This is a genomic window from Herbiconiux moechotypicola, from assembly GCF_024979255.1.
Taxonomy (GTDB): Bacteria; Actinomycetota; Actinomycetes; order Actinomycetales; family Microbacteriaceae; genus Herbiconiux; species Herbiconiux moechotypicola.
This window is the reverse complement of record NZ_JANLCN010000016.1, coordinates 19,287-35,980: the sequence shown is the minus strand read 5'-3', so window position 1 is coordinate 35,980 and position 16,694 is coordinate 19,287. Positions and strand designations below refer to the sequence as shown.

The window sequence follows — 16,694 nt, the reverse complement described above, 5'->3', positions numbered from 1 at the left end:
GACCGGCACGTGACCGGGTTACCGGGTGACCGGGACCGCCGGCTCGGGCGGATTGCCCAACCCGATCCGGGTCAGGCGTTGATCGACCTCCAGACGCGGTCGCGGGAGATGGGCAGCACGTGCGGGCGGGCGCCCACGGCGTCGCGCACCGCGTTGGCGAGGGCGGGGGCGACCGGGTTGTAGGGCGCCTCGCTCATCGACTTGGCACCGAAGGGGCCGACGCTGTCCTCCGTCTCGGCGAACAGCACCTCGGTGACGGGAACGTCGGCGAACTGCGGCAAGTGGTAGCTGCGGAACACCTGGGTCTTCACCAGGCCCTCGTCGAGGATCATCTCCTCGTAGAGTGTCGAACCGATCGCCTGCGCCACCCCGCCCTCGATCTGGCCGCGCAGCTGCTCGGGATTGAGGATGACGCCGGGATCGGCCGCGTGCACCGAGTGCAGGATGCGCACCTCGCCGGTGGTCGCGTTGACGGCCACCCGGAACCCCTGCACGTTGAAGGCGAGGGAGCGCTTCGCGCCGTCTTCGCTGCCGGAGGCGGTCAGCGTGCCGCCCGCGGCGGCGGCGATGTCGGCCAGCGGCACGAGGCGCTCGCCGATGGTCACCCCGTCGGGGCCGAGGTGGCCTTCGCTCCACTCGCCCGCGATCTCGGAGGCCGTGCGCAGGATGGCGGCTTTGAGCGACAGCGCCGCCGAGTAGAGCGCCTTGCCCGCGACCACGCTCCCCGCCGAGCCGAAGGCCCCGGTGTCGTGACCCGACGCATCCGTGTCGGACTGCCGGATGCGGATGCTCTCCGCCGCCGTGCCGAGAACACTCGACGCGATCTGCGTGTGGACGGTGGTGGTGCCGTTGCCGAACTCGGAGGTGCCGACGGAGGCGAGGTAGCCGCCGTCGGACTCCAGCGTCATCGAGACCGTGGAGAAGTGGCCGCGCGGCGGCATGGTGGCGATCATGGCCGCCGCAATGCCCGTTCCCACCGACCACTCCGTGCCGTGCGGCACGGGCAGTGATGCGCCGTCGCGGGCCAGGGCGGACTCGACGAGGTCGAGGCACTGGTCGAGTCCGTAGCTGCCGAACACCAGGTCGTCGCCCTCGACGTGCGAGGCCACGAGGGGATCGCCGGGCCTCACCGCGTTGATGCGGCGCAGCTCGAAGGGGTCGATGCCGAGCTCGCGGGCGAGCTCGTCGAGGGCCGACTCCACGCCGAAGAGCACCTGCCCGAGACCGTAGCCGCGGAACGCTCCCGAGGGGATGTTGTTGGTGTACACCACCTCGGCGTCGATCTTCTTGTTCGCGGCGTTGTAGAGGCTCACCGTCTCGCCGACGCTGTGGAACATGACGCCCGGCCCGTGGTTTCCGTAGGCCCCCGTGTCGCTCAGCACATCGAGCTCGATCGCGGTGAGGTGACCGTCACGGGTGGCTCCGAGTGCCACCTTCACCCGCATGGGGTGACGGCACGGCGCGATGCTGAACTCGTCGCTGCGGGTGAACTCGAACTGCACCGGGCGGCCGGTGGCGAGCACCGCCGCGGTGACGACGTCTTCGGTGAGGATCTCCTGCTTTCCCCCGAAGCCGCCGCCGACCCGTGCGGTGTAGACGCGCACCGCCGCGGGGTCGAGCGCGAAGATGTGGGCGAGTTCGTCGCGCACGAGGAACGGCACCTGCGAACTGGTGCGCAGCACGAGCCGGCCCTGCTCGTCGAGCCAGCCCACCGAGCCGTGGGTCTCGAGGGCGGCGTGCGACACACGATGGGTCTGCCAGGTGCCCGCGACCGTCACATCGGCCTCGGCGAGGGCGGCCTCGACGTCACCGATCTCGCTGTGCACCGAGGCGATGACGTTGCGCTCGGGCTCTGCGATGCGCGACGCGGTGGGCGACTTGTCTGCGTGCAGCAACGGGGCGCCCGGCTGCCTGGCGGCCTCCGGGTCGAACACGGCGGGGAGCACCTCGTACTCCACCTCGATGAGCCGGCACGCGGCCTCGGCGATGCCGATGCTGTCGGCCACCACGGCGGCGACCCGCTGTCCGCGATAGCGCACCACCGTGTCGAAGAGCGTCGTGTCGTCGGGGTCGTCGGTGCGCCACTGGTGCCGCGCCGTGGAGTAGAGGGTGGCGGGCGAGTCGGCCGCCGTGAGCACGGCGTGCACCCCCGGCAGGGCTTCGGCGGCGCTGGTGTCCATCGAGAGCACCCGTGCGTGCGCGTGGGGGCTCTGCAGCAGCTTGAGGTGCAGCACGCCCGGCACCGCTGTGTCGAGCGTGTACTCCTCCCGGCCCGTCACGATGCGCCGGGCGGCCGGCGGCCGCACCGAGGTGCCGACCGTGACGGTCGCAAGCTCGCTCGCGGGCGACTCGGTGAGCAGCGCCACGCGTTCGGCGCTCGCCACGCCCTCGGCACTCGCCGCCTCTGCGGTCGTCGCCGACTCGCTCGCGCGGGACTTGCCTGTGGCCCGCACCGCTCCGTGGGAATCCGACCCGCAGATCCCCGCGCATCCGGAGCCGGGCCCGTCGTCGTGACCGCCGCCCTCCGCCGCGCGCGCCGACGCGCACACGCCCTGCCGGATCGACGCCTCGACCGCCCGGTACCCTGTGCACCGGCACAGGTTGCCCTTCATGAGCCGGGGCAGGTCGCCGAGCTGCTCGGGCTTCAGCGTGGTGGCCGTCACCACCATCCCCGCGGTGCAGAAGCCGCACTGGAAGCCGAGGTTGTCGACGAAGCTCTGCTGCAGGGGGCTGAGGTCGTCGGGCTCGCCCAGACCCGCCACCGTCGTGACGATGCGGTTCTCGGCGCGGTAGGCGGGGTAGACGCAGGAATGCACCGGCGTGCCGTCGACGATCACCGAGCAGGCGCCGCAGTCGCCCGCGTCGCATCCTTTCTTCACCTCGAAGTGACCCTGGTCGCGCACGAAGGTGCGCAGGCACTGGCCGGGTGCGGGATCGGCCTCGAGCTGCTCGCCGTTGACGATGAATCTCATCGTGCGGCCTCCTCGGACACGTATCGGTCGGTGGTGTAGTGCGACGGCGGAGCCTCGCCGGGCGGGGCCGCGAGTTCGTCGCGGATCTCGAGCGCGAGCGCCGTCGACACCGCCCGCCGCCAGTCGGCGGCGCCGTGCGGGTCGGTGAACCAGGTGGTCACGGCCTCCACGGCGGCAGCGAGCTCCCCGGCGCCTGGCAGGCGGTCGAACCGCAGTTGCTCGGGCTTCACCGTGGCCCCCGACACCGTCAGCATGAACGACCCGTCGGCGCGCAGCAGCCCCACGATCACTGCACCCGACCTCCCGAGCGGCGACAGCGCGATCTTGCGGTAGGCGGTGCGTCCCGTGAGCGAGGACTGCGGCACCTGCACCGACCGCAGCACGTCGCCCGGCCGCAGCACGTTCGACCCGTTGCCGGTCACGAACTCCGCCACCGGCACCCGCTCGTCGCCACCGTCGGCACGCCAGACCAGGGCCGTCGCATCGAGCGAGGAGAACAGTGACGTCATCGGGCCCGCGGGGAGCGACGCGCAGATGTTGCCGCCGACGGTCGCCACGTTCCAGACTTTGAACGACCCCAATAGGGCGGTGCAGCACTGGTAGAGCACCGGATGCGCGGGCCAGCCCTGGTCGTCGGGCAGCGCGGCGAGCTCGGCGAAGGTGCAGGTGGCGGCCACCTCCAGACCCTCGCCTGAGACCACGAGCGACGGCCAGCCGAGCGCCATGAGGTCGACCAGCGAGGTGAGGTGGTTCTGCGGCTCCGAGAACAGCCACGACCCGCCCGCCAGCGGAGCGCTCCCGGCGCCCAGGGCGGCGAGGTCGGCGCGGGTGCGTGCCGGGACGATGGCGGTGATGGTGGTGAGATCCACGTGGTTCTCCGTTCCTGTGGTGCTCCCCTCAGTGAAGCGCAGGTTTGTGTCCCGGATGTAACGAAACCCCCGTTTTGGGGATAACCCGGCCGCTCGAGAAGTTGTGCAGGACAGGTCTGAGGTCAGCCGAGTGAGGCCACCCACTCCGAGCTGCCGTCGTCGAACGACTGCTCCTTCCAGATGGGCACGCTCGCCTTCACGTCGTCGATGAGTGCGGCGCAGGCCGCGAACGCCGCGGCCCGGTGGGCCGACGCGACCGCCGCCGCGAGGGCGAGGTCGCCCACCACGAGATCGCCCACGCGGTGCACCACCGCGATCGACACCTCGGGATGGGCCTCGGCGACGCGTTCGGCCGAGGCCCGCAGGGCTGCCTCCGCCTCCGGATGCGCGGTGTACGACAGTGCGGCCACGCCGCGGCCCTCGTCGTGGTCGCGCACCACCCCCGCGAAGGTCACCACGGCACCCGCCGCCGCGCTCTCGACGGCCCGCTCGCACTCCTCCAGCGCGATGGCGGTCTCGGCGATCCGCGCGACCCGCACCCGGGTCACCCCGGGCTCATCCGATGCGGACATGATCGCCTCCCGCCACCTGGTCCACGAGATGATCGAGCACTTCGCCGAGCACCTCGAGCCCGTCCCGCACGCCGCCGCGCGATCCCGGCAGGTTGACCACCACGGCCGCCCCCGAGACGCCCACCACGCCCCGCGACAGCAGCGCCAGCGGCGTGTGCGCCGCACCCCGACGGCGCAGCTCCTCGGCGATTCCGGGCACCTCGAAGTCGAGCAGCGCCCGGGTCTGCTCCGGCGTGCGATCGGTGGGGCTCGCCCCGGTGCCCCCGGTCGTGATCACGAGACGGGCTCCGGCCTCGACGGCGCCGCGGATCGCCTCGCCGACCTGTGCCCCGTCGGGCACGACCTCGACCGAGGCGCTCCATCCGCGCTGTTCCAGCCACTCCGCGATCACGGGCCCGGTCGTGTCGTCGTACACGCCCGCAGCCGCCCGGCTCGACGCGACCACCACCCGTGCCGCGCGCTCCCCGCTCATGCGGGCACCTCCCTCGACCACTCGCCACTCGCCCCGCCCGACTTCGCGACCACCAGCAACTCGCCGATCACCGCCCCCCGGTCGACCGCCTTGATCATGTCGTAGAGCGTCAGCGCCGCCACCGACGCCGCGGTCAGCGCCTCCATCTCCACCCCGGTCACCCCGGTCGTCTTCACCGTCGCCACGATGCGCACGCTCGACTCGGCGGGCTCGAAGTCGACTTTCGCCGACGAGATCGGCAGCGGGTGGCACAGCGGAATGAGCGACGAGGTCTGTTTGGCTCCCAGGATGCCCGCCACCCGTGCCACCGCGAGCGCCTCGCCCTTGGGCAGCTCGCCCGCCACGAGCAGCCGCATCACCTCGGGGGTGGTGGAGAGCACCGCCTGCGCCGTCGCGATCCGCTGCGTGACCGCCTTGGCCGACACGTCGACCATGCGCGCCGATCCGTCGGCGCCCACGTGGGTGAGCTCGGTTCCGTCAGCCATCGATCCTCCAGTAGTCCAATCGGTCGCCCGCCGCGACCGTGGTGACGCCGACGGGCACGTGCACCAGCACGGTCGAGGTCGCGTACGAGTGCAGCAGGTGGCTCGACGGCCCGCCCACCAGCTCGAGCGCCCCCTGGTCGTTCAGCACCCCGCGCCGCAGCTGGTGGTGCGTCGGGGGCGAGTCGAACGGATGCGCGGCCGGCGCGCTCCGGAGCTCGCGCAGCGGTGCGGTCAGACCCTGTGCGCTCCGCAGCGCGGGTCGCAGGAACGCCTCGAACGACACCAGCGCGCTGACGGGATTGCCTGGAAGGCACACGGCGGGCAGCGCCACCGGGGCCCCTTCCTCGTCGTCGAGGCGCAGCATCCCGAACCCCTGTGGGCCCCCGGGCTGCATCGCCACCTTCATGAACGCCACCCCGCGCGGCCCGAGGGCATCGCGGACCACCTCGCGCACCCCCGCGCTCACACCGCCCACCGTCACGAGCAGGTCGTGGTCGGCGGCGTGTTCGGCGAGGAGGCCGAGCAGATCGGAGGCGTCGTCGGAGCGGCACGGCAGCGGCGTGACCGCGCACCCCGCGGCCTGCAGCGCGACGGTGAGGGCGACGGTGTTCGCGTCGTAGATCTGGCCGGGGGCGAGGGCGGTGCCCGCATCCCGGATCTCGTGGCCCGTCGACACCAGCAGCACCCGCGGCCGCCGGCGCACCTCGATCTCGGTGGCCCCCGTGCCCGCGATCACGCCGTACTGCGGCCCCCGGAGCTCGCTGCCCGCCGCCAGCAGCAGCTCGCCCGCCGCCACGTCACTGCCCGCGGGGCGCACGAAGGTACCGGGTGCGACGGCAGCGGCGAAGGAGACCGTCGCGGTCTCGCCGTCTGCCGGGAATCGGGAAGGGATCGCCCGCTCGATCTGCACCACCGCATCCGCCCCCTGTGGCACGGGTGCACCCGTCATCACGGGGGTGGCCGTGCCCGACCGGTGCGTGGCGCCCGGGTCGCCCGCAGCGATGCGAGGGGCCACGGCGAGCCGCACGGGCGCGGCCTCGGTGGCGCCGGTGAGCTCGGCCGCGACGACGGCGTATCCGTCCATCTGCGAGTTGTCGAAGGCGGGGAGCGCCGAGGGGGAGACGAGATCGGCGGCGAGCACGCGATGCGCGTACCGCGCCGGGTCGGTGGCGATCGCCGCGCCCGACACGGGCAGGGTCTCGGCTTCGAGTCTTGCCGCCAGAGGGGCGAGCAGGGCGGTGACCTCGCGGAGGTGGTCGTCGATCGTGCGCACGGCTCCCATCCTGCCCCACCGGATGCGCGGGGGCGCCCTCGAGACGAACCTCAGCGGGGGCGGCCCAGACGGCAGCCTGTTCCCGGTGAGGTTCGTCTGAGCCGGCGTCGCCGGCCGACGGCCGCCGTAGAGTGAGGGGATGAGCGTCGCACTCGGCATCCCCGGACGCCGCCCCGGCGCGCCCGCAGACGCCGGCGCCTCAGCCACGACCGCGATGGCGACAGCGCCCCGCACCGTGGTGCGCCTGCCCGCCGATCGGCCGCGCGCATCCGCTCTTCTCGACCGCTTCGGGCGCACCGCCACCGACCTGCGCATCTCGCTCACCGACCGCTGCAACCTGCGCTGCACCTACTGCATGCCCGCCGAGGGCCTGCCGTTCCTGGCGCCGCCCGCTCTACTGTCGCTCGACGAGATCACCCGGCTGGCGCGCATCGCGGTGACGGAGTTCGGCGTGCGGCAGATCAGGTTCACCGGCGGTGAGCCGCTGCTGCGGCGCGACCTCGTCGACATCGTGCGGGCCGTCGCGTCGCTCGACCCGAGGCCCGAGATCTCGCTCACCACGAACGCCATCGGCCTCGCCTCACGGGCGCAGGCGCTCGCCGACGCGGGGCTCGACCGGGTGAACGTGTCGCTCGACTCCATCCACCCCGACACCTTCGCGGCCATCACCCGGAGGCCCTTCCTCGACCGGGTGCTCGCCGGCATCGACGCGCTCGGGGCGGCGGGGCTCTCCCACACCAAGATCAACGCCGTGCTCATGCCCGGCATCAACGACCACCACGCCGTCGACCTGCTGGAGTGGGCGCTCGCGGGCGGGCACCAGCTGCGCTTCATCGAGCAGATGGCCCTCGACGCCGATCACGGGTGGAGCCGCGACAGCATGATCACGGCGGCCGAGATCCGGGCGCGGCTGGGAGAGCGGTACCTGCTCACGCCCGACGACGCACCGCGCGACGGGGCGCCGGCCGAGCTGTTCCAGGTGCGGGCCCTCGAGGGGTCCGACGGGGGCGGCGACGGTGGCCCTGGGGGCCGGATGCTCGGGCTGGTGGGCATCATCGCGAGCGTCACCGAGCCCTTCTGCAGCGACTGCCGGCGCACCAGGCTCACGGCCGAGGGAGCCGTGCGCAGCTGCCTGTTCTCGCACGTGGAGACCGACCTGCTCGGCCCGATGCGCGCCGGGGCCGACGACGCCGAGGTGGCCGACCTGTGGCGCGGAGCCATGTGGGACAAGCCCGCCGGGCACCAGATGAACGAGATCGGTTTCGCGCAGCCCGCGCGGCCGATGAGCGCGATCGGCGGCTGATGGGCGTCGCGATCCGGTACTTCGCCGCGGCGAAGGCCGCCCTCGGCACGGGCGGGGAAGAGCGGACGGGCGGCGTCACGATCGCCGAGGCGCTCGCGGAGGCGGCGGTTGCGGCGCCCTCGCCCGAGGTGGCGGCCGCGGTGCTCGCGCGGTGCTCGTTCCTGCACAACCGCGTCGCCACGACCGACCGCGCGATCACGCTCGCCGACGGGGACACCCTCGACGTGCTGCCTCCGTTCGCCGGCGGCTGACGCCTCGCGGGGTGCCGCGGGGTGCTGCGGCCGTTCTCAGTAGCGCGGGACTGTGGGGTCGATCTCGCGCGACCAGGCGTCGATGCCCCCGCGCACGAACACCACGTCCTCCCACCCGGCGGCCCGCAGCTGGGCGGCCGCGTACTGCGAGCGCGACTCGTGGTGGCAGTGCAGGATCACGCGTTCCTGCGGGGGCAGGATCTCGCGGGCCGCGTCGGTCAGGATGCGCGACAGCGGCACGAGCTCGGCACCCTCGATCGAGGCGATCTGGTACTCGTAGCCCTCGCGCACATCCACCAGCACGAAGTCGGCCTCGTCACGCTCGCGCGCCTCGAGCAGCTGCTTCAGCTCGGCCACCGAGACGCTGTCGGGGGAGGAGGGTTCGGGATGCGCGCCCTCGGGTGTCAGCGATGTCTGCGCCGCGTCGCGCGCATCCGGAGCCTCGGCCGCCTGTCGGTCGAACAGCCTCGTCGCGGGCCCCGCGGCACCCGCACCCTGCACCGACGGACGATACGGCTCACCGATGTTGGCGGCCCCGCGCGTCGACCCCGGCGTGCCCGCCCGCGTCGGCGCCGCGCCGAACTCCACCTCGCGCGTCGACGAGTCGAGGGCGTCGAGCACGAGCAGCCGGCCGAGGAGCGGTTCGCCCCAGCCGCCCAGCAGCTTCAGCGTCTCGGTGGCCATGACCGCGCCGACCGAGGCGCACACCGCACCGAGCACACCCGCGACGGCGCAGCTCTCCGCCGGGTCGGCGGCGGGCTGCTCGGGGTAGAGGTCGGCGATCGTGCGGGCGAGCGGTGCGGGAGCGGTGGCCCAGAACACCGTCACCTGCCCGTCGAACCGCAGCACCGAGCCCCACACGACGGGCTTGCCCACGAGGGCGCAGGCCGCGTCGACCACGTACTGCACCTCGAAGGTGTCGGTGCCGTCGACCACCACGTCGTACTCCGACACCAGTTCGAGCACGGTCGAGGGGCTGATCTCGACGTCGTGCTCGATCACCTCGACGAAGGGGTTGAGCGTGCGCACTGCCGCGGCGGCGCTCGCGGTCTTGCGGGTGCCGACCGCCGCATCCGCGTGGACGATCTGACGGTGCAGGTTCGAGGTCTCGACGGTGTCGTGGTCGACGATGCCGAGTGTGCCGACGCCCGCGGCCGCGAGGTACTGCAGCACCGGTGAGCCGAGGCCGCCCGCGCCGAGCACGAGCACCCGCGACTCCTTCAGTCTGCGCTGGCCGTCCACGCCGATCTGCGGCAGCGAGATCTGGCGGGCGTAGCGGGCGAGTTCGGCGCGCGTGAGTTCGGCGCCGGGGGAGACGAGGGCCTGGAGCGGCATCGGGATCCTTTCCTGCACAACCAGCGTAAGCGAACCGCGCTGTCCACAGGTCACGGCGAAGGGGCTCCCGACCCGGTACCGTAGTCCCACCAGTTCGCTCCTGTCCGACCGAGAGGCCTCCGTGTACCTGAAGAGCTTGACCCTCAAGGGATTCAAGAGCTTCGCCAACCCCACCACCTTCGCCTTCGAGACCGGAGTCACCTGCGTGGTGGGCCCGAACGGCTCCGGCAAGAGCAACGTGGTCGACGCCCTGGCCTGGGTGATGGGCGAGCAGGGCGCCAAGACCCTCCGCGGCGGCAAGATGGAAGACGTCATCTTCGCCGGCACCTCCACCAAGGGCCCGCTCGGCCGGGCCGAGGTCACCCTCACCATCGACAACACCGACGGCGCGCTGCCCATCGACTACAGCGAGGTCACCATCGCGCGCACGCTGTTCCGCAACGGCGGCAGCGAGTACGCCATCAACGGCGAGGGCTGCCGGTTGCTCGATGTGCAAGAGCTCCTCTCCGACTCCGGGCTCGGCCGCGAGATGCACGTCATCGTCGGTCAGGGGCAGCTGGATGCGGTGCTGCACGCGACCCCCGAGGGCCGGCGCGGCTTCATCGAAGAGGCGGCGGGCATCCTCAAGCACCGTCGGCGCAAAGAGAAGACCCAGCGCAAGCTCGAGGCCATGCAGGCCAACCTCACCCGCCTCAGCGACCTCGCCGGAGAGATCAGGCGGCAGCTGAAGCCGCTGGGGCGTCAGGCCGAGGTGGCGAAGCAGGCGCAGTCGATCGCCGCCATCGTCCGCGACGCGCGGGCGAGACTCCTCGCCGACGAGATCGTCGGCCTGCGCACGGCGCTCGACGCCCACACGCGCAGCGAGAGCGAGCGGCACACCGAGCGCATCGTGCTGCAGGAGCGGCTCGAGCAGCACCGTCTGCGCATCGCCCGCCTCGAGCAGGCCCAGGTGGGCGACGCCGTCGATCAGGCCCGGCGCACCGCCTTCGGGCTGGAGCAGGCGCAGGAGCGGCTCCGCAGCCTGCACAACCTGGCGGGTCAGAGGCTCGCGCTGCTCGGCGGGGAGGAGTCCCTGCCCGACACCGCGCCCGGCGTCACACCCGGCATGGTCGCCGACTCGCGCGACGAGGCGGTCCGGCTGCACGGCGAGGTGGGGGCGGCCGAGGCGGCCTGGGAGACCGCGCGCCGCGCCACGCAGACGGCGCGCAACTCGCTCGACGCGCTCGACGAGCAGATCGCCTACCAGAGCTCGCTGGTGTCGAAGCACGACCTCGAGCTGTCGAAGCTCACGGGGCAGCTCGAGTCGGCCAACTCCCGGTTGGCGGCGGTGCGCGGAGAGGTGTTGCGCCAGCAGAACGCGCTCGACGCGGCCGAGAGCCGCCGGGCCGCGGCGGAGGCCGAGTACGCGGTGGCCGAGGCGGAATCGGTCGAGAGCGGGGTCGACGCCACCGAGCTCGACGAGGCCTACGAGTTCGCCCAGTCGCAGGTGTTCGAGGCCGAGGCCGAGATCGAGCGCCTGCGCGACGAACTCCACACCCACGAGCGCGAGCGCGACGCCCTGGCGGCGCGGTCGAGCGCGCTCACGATGGCGCTCGACCAGCGGGACGGCTCCGCCGAACTCGTCGCCTCGCGGCCCGCGGGCGTGCGGGGGCTCGTGGCCGAGCACGTCAAGGTGAAGCCGGGATTCGAGGCGGCCGTGGCCGCGGCGCTCGGCACGCTCGCCGAGGCGGTGCTGGCCGACGACGTCGAGGCCGCGGTGGCCGCGGCCGGCGCGGCGGCGGCGGGTGACATGGGCCGCGTGGAGATCGTGATCGCCGAGCCGGCCGCCGAGATGCGCGCGCTCACGCTCCCCACCGCCTTGCTCGCGGTGCCCGGGGTGGTGGCCGCCGTCGAGGTGGTGAGCGGTCCGCGTGGTCTGCTCGGGGTGCTCGGAGGCGTGGCGATCGCCGACGACCTCGAGGCCGCGCAGCGTGCGTGGAGCGAGCTCGACGCCGCCCAGGACGGTGCAGCCGGGGCCGCGGGCGCCGTCTCGCACGACGCCGTCACCGTGGTCACGAGGGCGGGAGACGTTCTCACGCGATTCGTGCTCCGCGGAGGGTCGGGCGCCACACGGTCGCGCATCGAGCTGCTCGCCGAGCGCGACTCCGCGGCCGCCCTCCTCGACGAGGAGACCTCGGTCATCGAACGCGCCCGATTCGCTCTCGCGGAGCAGCGCGAGAGCGTGCAGCAGTCGAAGCAGCAGTCCCAGACCGCGCTCACCGCGCTCCGTGAGCACGACGCCACTCTGGCCTCCCGGTCGGAGCGTCTCAGCAGGCTCAAGGCGCAGGTCGAGGCCGGTGTGGGCGAGCGGGAGCGGCTGGGTCGCTCGCTACAGCTCGCTCAAGACACGGTCGCCCAGGCGGAGCAGGCAGCCGAGAAGTCGCGTCGCGAACTCGAGGTGGCACGGGAGCGCCCTCGCCCGGTGCTCGATGTGAGCGCGCGAGACGGACTGCTCGCCGAGCTCGAGACCGCGCGCGAGCACGAGGTCGAGGGCAGGCTGGGTGTAGAGACGGCGCGCGAGCGCGTGCGAGCAGAACAGGCTCGCACGGCCTCGCTCGAACGGCAGCTCGAGGCCGACCGGGCGGCGGCGGAGGCGGCTGCCCGGCGCGCGGTCATCCGGCGCCGGCAGCTCGCCGCGGCCACCGAGGTGGCGGAGGCGCTGCCCGCGGTGCTCGAATCGGTCGATCGGTCGGTGGCCGAGGCGCGCATCCTGCTGTCGCAGCGCGAGGCCGAGCGCGCCGAGCAGAACGAAGAGCTCGTGGCGCTGCGCCGCGACGAGTCGGCCCTTCGCGAGCGGCTGCAGGCCATCACCGAGAACGTGCACGGACTCGAACTGCAGATCTACGAGAAGAAGCTGCACCTGTCGAGCCTGCTCGAGCGCGTGGCCTCCGAACTCGGGCTCGTCGAAGACGTGCTCGTCGCCGAGTACGGCCCCGACCAGCTCATCCCCGACGACGACCGCGTGGCCCTCATCGACACGAGCGACGAGGCGGTGGCCCAGGCCACGGCCCAGCTGGCCGCCGACCGTGCCGCCGCCGAAACCGAACCCGCCGACGGTTCCGGTGTCTCGCGCGCGGCTGATGGTCCCGATGTCGGGCCCGACCCCACCGACACCATCGCCCCCGAGGCCGACATCCCGATCGACGAGCCCACCGGTCGCCCGTTCGTGCGGGCCGAGCAGCAGCAGCGCCTCAGCCGGGCCGAGCGCAAGCTCGCCGAGCTCGGCCGCGTGAACCCGCTGGCGCTGGAGGAGTTCGACGCCCTGGAGCAGCGCCACCGCTTTCTCACCGAGCAGCTCACCGACCTCACGAACACGCGCAAAGACCTCGTCACCATCATCGAGGAGATCGACGAGCGCATGCAGGCCATCTTCGAGAGCGCGTTCGCCGACACGCAGGAGGCCTTCACGAAGGTCTTCCCCGTGCTCTTCCCCGGCGGAACGGGTTCGATCTCTCTCACCGACCCGGGCGACATGCTCACCACCGGCATCGAGGTGAGCGTCAAGCCCGCGGGCAAGAAGATCGAGCGCCTCTCGCTGCTCTCCGGCGGCGAGCGCTCCCTCGCCGCGGTGGCGTTGCTCATCGCCATCTTCAAGGCCCGCCCCAGCCCGTTCTACATCATGGACGAGGTCGAGGCCGCCCTCGACGACGCCAACCTCGGCCGCCTCCTCACCATCTTCGAAGACCTGCGCGAGACCAGCCAGCTCATCGTCATCACCCACCAGAAGCGCACCATGGAGATCGCCGACGCCCTCTACGGCGTCTCCATGCGCCAAGACGGCGTCTCCGCCGTCGTCGGCCAGCGTGTCGTCCCCGAAGCCGCCACCGCCTGACCCCGCCCGGCCGGCCCGAGGGCCCCGCCATCACCTCACGCCTTCTCGCACTCACTGCAGGCGCGGCCGGGACACCCAGCAGCAATCGACCCGTCGCAAAGTGCCCATTCGCGTCGAAAAGGGGGCACTTTGCGACGGGTCGACCGCGGTGACGGGCGCGAGGGGTGTGGGTGTGAGGTGGAGGCGAAGCGCGCGTCAGGCGCAGCGCGCGTGGGCGGCAGCGCGCGTGGGCCGCAGCGCGCGGGGGGTACAGCGCACACGGGGCGCGCCGCGCGGCGCCGTCGCGTCAGGAGTCGAAGCCCATGCCCACGGCGTCGAGCGTCTTGAGGAAGAGGCCGCGACGGCCCTCGCGGTGGTCGGCGCGGTTCATCGCACCACGCACCAGCGAGATCCCCACCGAGGCAGCCGGCTCCGGCGGGAACGGCAGCGGCCGCTCACGCACCATCCGCGACGCCGTGCGCTCCGTCGCCGACCCCGACAGCAGGTCGAGCATCACGTCGGCCCCGAACCTCGACGCCCCCACCCCGAGCCCGGTGTACCCGGTCGCGTACGCCACCGACCCGCCCCGCGCCGTACCGAAGAACGCGCAGAACCGCGAGCACGAATCGATCGCCCCCGCCCACTTGTGCGTGAACCGCAGCCCCTCGAGCTGCGGGAACGTCGTGAAGAAGTGCGACGCCAGCCGCGCGAACGACTCCGGCCGGTCCTCGTACGACGACCGCACCTTCCCGCCCGGGTAGTACACCGCGTCGTACCCGCCGAACAGGATGCGCCCGTCGGCGGTCTGCCGGTAGTAGTGGAACTGGTTCGCCAGGTCGGCGAGCCCCTGCCGCCCGTCCCAGCCGATCGACGCCCGCTGCGACGCGCTCAACGGCTCCGTCACCAGCACGTAGTCGTACACGGGCACCGTCATCAGCCGGTTGCGCCGCAGCAGTGACGGGAACACGTTGGTGGCCAGCGCGATCTGAGACGCCCGCACCCACCCGCGCGTCGTGGTCACCACCCCGTCGCCGAGCGCCGTCACCCGCGAGTGCTCGTAGATCTCCACCCCGAGCGACACCGCCACCCGGGCGAGCTCGAGCGCCAGCTTCGCGGGATGCACGAGCGCCGTCCCCGACTCCTCCCACGACCCCGCGAGGTACGTGGGCGAGTCCACCAGCGCACGCGTCGCCGCCGCGTCGCGGAAGTCGGGCTCTTCGCGCAGCCACTCCACTTGGTGCGGCTCCACCGCGACCGACAGCGTTCCGGTGCGCTCGAACTCCACGTCCATGCCGTACCGCTCGACGGTCGCCGCGATGTCGTCGAGGTTCTGCAGCCCCCACGCCTCGAGCGTGTCGATCTCGTCAGGCCACCGCGAGACGCCGTTCTCGTGCCCGTGCGTAAGCGACGCCTCGCAGAACCCGCCGTTGCGGCCCGACGCCGCCCATCCGATGGTCGATGCCTCGAGCAGCACCACCGACCGCGACGGGTCGCGCTCCTTGGCCCGCACGGCCGTCCAGAGCCCGGTGTAGCCGCCGCCCACGACGACGAGGTCGGCGGTGCGGTCGCCCACGAGCGACGGATGCGCGGTGCGGAACCCCGGGGGCAGGCCGTCGGAATCGAGCCAGAACACCGACTGCCGAGTGCCCCTGAGCGCCTCCGAGACGACTCCGGGCGCGGGCGGCTGCCGCTCGAACACCGTCGACCCCATGTCCATCCCCTCTCAGGCCGCCGCGCGCATCCGCGAGGTCCCGCTCAGTGCGTCGACGGCTCCGTCTCGACCTCGGTGCGGTCGCCCGACCAGAGGGTGTGGAAGGTGCCGGGCTTGTCGACCCGCTTGTAGGTGTGCGCGCCGAAGAAGTCGCGCTGACCCTGCACGAGGGCGGCCGGCAGGCGCTTCGTGGCGAGCGAGTCGTAGTACGACAGCGCCGCGCCGAAGCCCGGGATCGGCACGCCCGAGAGCGCCGCGGTCGACACCACGCGGCGCCACGCGGCCTCGCCGTCGGCCACGGCCGAGGCGAAATACGGGTCTTCGAGCAGGGTCGCCAGCGACGGGTTGTTCTCGTAGGCCTCGACGATGCGGTTGAGGAACTGGGCGCGGATGATGCAGCCCGCACGCCAGATCTTCGCCACGGCGCCCTTGTCGATCTCCCAGCCGAACTCCTTCGCGCCGGCGATGATCTCGTCGAAGCCCTGCGCGTAGGCCACCACCTTCGAGGCGTAGAGGGCGGCGCGGATGTCGTCGGCGAACGAGTCGACGTCGACCTCGACGACCGCCGGCCGCGAGGTGACGACGGCCTGCACGGCCGCGCGCTGTTCGGGCTTCGACGACACCGACCGGGCGAACACCGCTTCGGCGATGCCGCCGACCGGCACGCCGAGGTCGAGCGCGTTCTGCACGGTCCAGGCGCCGGTGCCCTTGGCGCCGGCCTGGTCGAGCACCACGTCGATGAACGGCTGACCGGTCTCGGCGTCGACCTGCTTGAGCACCTCGGCGGTGATCTCGATGAGGTACGACTCGAGGTCGCCGGAGTTCCAGGTCTCGAACACGGAGGCGATCTCGGCGGGCGTGCGCTTGGTCACGGCGCGGAGCAGGTCGTAGGCCTCGGCGATGAGCTGCATGTCGGCGTACTCGATGCCGTTGTGCACCATCTTCACGAAGTGGCCGGCGCCGTCGGTGCCGATGTGGGTGACGCAGGGCTCTCCCTCGGCGACCGCCGCGATGGAGGCCAGGATGGGGCCCAGGGTCTCGTAGGCCTTGGCGGTGCCGCCGGGCATGATCGACGGGCCCTTCAGCGCGCCCTCCTCGCCGCCGGAGATGCCGGTGCCGACGAAGTGGATGCCCGTGGCCGACACGTCTTTCTCGCGCCGGATGGTGTCGTGGAAGTTCGCGTTGCCGCCGTCGACGATGATGTCGCCCGGTTCGAAGCGCTCGGCGAGCTCGGAGATGACCGCGTCGGTACCGGCGCCGGCCTGCACCATGATGATCGCGGTGCGGGGCTTCGCCAGCGAGGCGACGAAGTCGTCGACCGACTCCGAGGCCACGAAACCGGCCTCGGGGTGCTCGGCGACGAGCTTGCGGGTGCGCTCGGGGGAGCGGTTGTACACCGCGACGGTGTTGCCCTCGCGGCTGGCGAGGTTGCGGGCGAGGTTGGAGCCCATCACCGCCATCCCGACGACTCCGATGTTGGCGGTTCCAGCGGCTGATGACATGAACAAGCTCCTCGTAGGTCGAACCCCTCCAGCGTAGTGGAGCGGATGCGCTAGACTGCCTGACTGTACTTCGGCGAGGGATGCACGAGCATCCGTTAT

Annotated in this window: 12 protein-coding genes; 3 read left to right on the top strand and 9 right to left on the bottom strand. The window is 72.4% G+C overall.

Translation table 11 applies throughout. The annotated features are described in order from the left end of the window. Positions 1-71 precede the first annotated feature (71 nt). From N1031_RS19225 to N1031_RS19200, 6 genes are all read right to left on the bottom strand, one after another. Positions 72-2,972 (bottom strand): molybdopterin-dependent oxidoreductase, encoded by a 2,901-nt coding sequence (locus tag N1031_RS19225; protein WP_259481551.1) that lies wholly within the window; start codon positions 2,970-2,972, stop codon positions 72-74. Next, the gene (locus tag N1031_RS19220; protein ID WP_259481550.1) at positions 2,969-3,841 is read right to left on the bottom strand and encodes an FAD binding domain-containing protein; all 873 of its coding nucleotides are present in this window, start codon (positions 3,839-3,841) and stop codon (positions 2,969-2,971) included. The genes N1031_RS19225 and N1031_RS19220 overlap by 4 nt, the downstream gene beginning before the upstream one ends. A 122-nt stretch (positions 3,842-3,963) precedes the next feature. Further along, on the bottom strand, positions 3,964-4,413 hold the full coding sequence (locus tag N1031_RS19215) for a molybdenum cofactor biosynthesis protein MoaE (protein WP_259481549.1): 450 nt from the start codon (positions 4,411-4,413) through the stop codon (positions 3,964-3,966). Then, positions 4,397-4,885, bottom strand: coding sequence for a MogA/MoaB family molybdenum cofactor biosynthesis protein (locus tag N1031_RS19210; RefSeq protein WP_259481548.1), 489 nt, complete (start codon positions 4,883-4,885; stop codon positions 4,397-4,399). The genes N1031_RS19215 and N1031_RS19210 overlap by 17 nt, the downstream gene beginning before the upstream one ends. Next, entirely contained in the window at positions 4,882-5,370 is a 489-nt protein-coding gene (gene moaC, locus N1031_RS19205; RefSeq protein WP_259481547.1) for a cyclic pyranopterin monophosphate synthase MoaC, read from the bottom strand. Before moaC ends, N1031_RS19210 begins: the two co-directional genes overlap by 4 nt. Further along, positions 5,363-6,643 carry a molybdopterin molybdotransferase MoeA gene (locus tag N1031_RS19200; RefSeq protein ID WP_259481546.1) on the bottom strand — a complete coding sequence of 427 codons (1,281 nt, stop codon included), beginning with the start codon at positions 6,641-6,643 and terminating at the stop codon, positions 5,363-5,365. Before N1031_RS19200 ends, moaC begins: the two co-directional genes overlap by 8 nt. Before the next feature lie 139 nt (positions 6,644-6,782). Here N1031_RS19200 and moaA point away from each other — a divergent pair, with 139 nt between their 5' ends. Both moaA and N1031_RS19190 read left to right on the top strand, forming a co-directional pair. Further along, complete coding sequence (gene moaA, locus N1031_RS19195; protein ID WP_375163661.1) at positions 6,783-7,946, top strand: GTP 3',8-cyclase MoaA; 1,164 nt, start codon at positions 6,783-6,785, stop codon at positions 7,944-7,946. After that, positions 7,946-8,197 (top strand): MoaD/ThiS family protein, encoded by a 252-nt coding sequence (locus N1031_RS19190; protein WP_259481545.1) that lies wholly within the window; start codon positions 7,946-7,948, stop codon positions 8,195-8,197. Before moaA ends, N1031_RS19190 begins: the two co-directional genes overlap by 1 nt. 36 nt (positions 8,198-8,233) lie before the next feature. On the opposite strand, the gene N1031_RS19185 is transcribed toward N1031_RS19190, so the two are convergent. Next, positions 8,234-9,532, bottom strand: a complete 1,299-nt coding sequence (locus N1031_RS19185) for a ThiF family adenylyltransferase (protein ID WP_259481544.1) — start codon at positions 9,530-9,532, stop codon at positions 8,234-8,236. A 121-nt stretch (positions 9,533-9,653) separates the two neighbouring features. Between N1031_RS19185 and N1031_RS19180 the strand changes: the two genes are divergently transcribed. Beyond that, the gene (locus N1031_RS19180) at positions 9,654-13,403 is read left to right on the top strand and encodes an AAA family ATPase (RefSeq protein WP_259481543.1); all 3,750 of its coding nucleotides are present in this window, start codon (positions 9,654-9,656) and stop codon (positions 13,401-13,403) included. 286 nt (positions 13,404-13,689) lie between these two features. Here the strand turns inward: N1031_RS19180 and N1031_RS19175 are convergent, their stop codons facing one another. Both N1031_RS19175 and gnd read right to left on the bottom strand, forming a co-directional pair. After that, positions 13,690-15,093 carry an NAD(P)/FAD-dependent oxidoreductase gene (locus N1031_RS19175; protein ID WP_259481542.1) on the bottom strand — a complete coding sequence of 468 codons (1,404 nt, stop codon included), beginning with the start codon at positions 15,091-15,093 and terminating at the stop codon, positions 13,690-13,692. Positions 15,094-15,137: 44 nt separating this feature from the next. Beyond that, on the bottom strand, positions 15,138-16,595 hold the full coding sequence (gene gnd / locus N1031_RS19170; protein WP_259481540.1) for an NADP-dependent phosphogluconate dehydrogenase: 1,458 nt from the start codon (positions 16,593-16,595) through the stop codon (positions 15,138-15,140). Positions 16,596-16,694 lie beyond the last annotated feature (99 nt).

Excerpts from the sequence above, each read along its gene's own strand:
- N1031_RS19190 (WP_259481545.1), top strand. The coding sequence starts at position 7,946 with ATGGGCGTCGCGATCCGGTACTTCGCCGCGGCGAAGGCCGCCCTCGGC.
- N1031_RS19175 (WP_259481542.1), bottom strand. The coding sequence starts at position 15,093 with ATGGGGTCGACGGTGTTCGAGCGGCAGCCGCCCGCGCCCGGAGTCGTC.
- N1031_RS19210 (WP_259481548.1), bottom strand. The coding sequence starts at position 4,885 with ATGAGCGGGGAGCGCGCGGCACGGGTGGTGGTCGCGTCGAGCCGGGCG.
- moaC (WP_259481547.1), bottom strand. The coding sequence starts at position 5,370 with ATGGCTGACGGAACCGAGCTCACCCACGTGGGCGCCGACGGATCGGCG.
- gnd (WP_259481540.1), bottom strand. The coding sequence starts at position 16,595 with ATGTCATCAGCCGCTGGAACCGCCAACATCGGAGTCGTCGGGATGGCG.
- N1031_RS19185 (WP_259481544.1), bottom strand. The coding sequence starts at position 9,532 with ATGCCGCTCCAGGCCCTCGTCTCCCCCGGCGCCGAACTCACGCGCGCC.
- moaA (WP_375163661.1), top strand. The coding sequence starts at position 6,783 with ATGAGCGTCGCACTCGGCATCCCCGGACGCCGCCCCGGCGCGCCCGCA.
- N1031_RS19215 (WP_259481549.1), bottom strand. The coding sequence starts at position 4,413 with ATGTCCGCATCGGATGAGCCCGGGGTGACCCGGGTGCGGGTCGCGCGG.
- N1031_RS19225 (WP_259481551.1), bottom strand. The coding sequence starts at position 2,972 with ATGAGATTCATCGTCAACGGCGAGCAGCTCGAGGCCGATCCCGCACCC.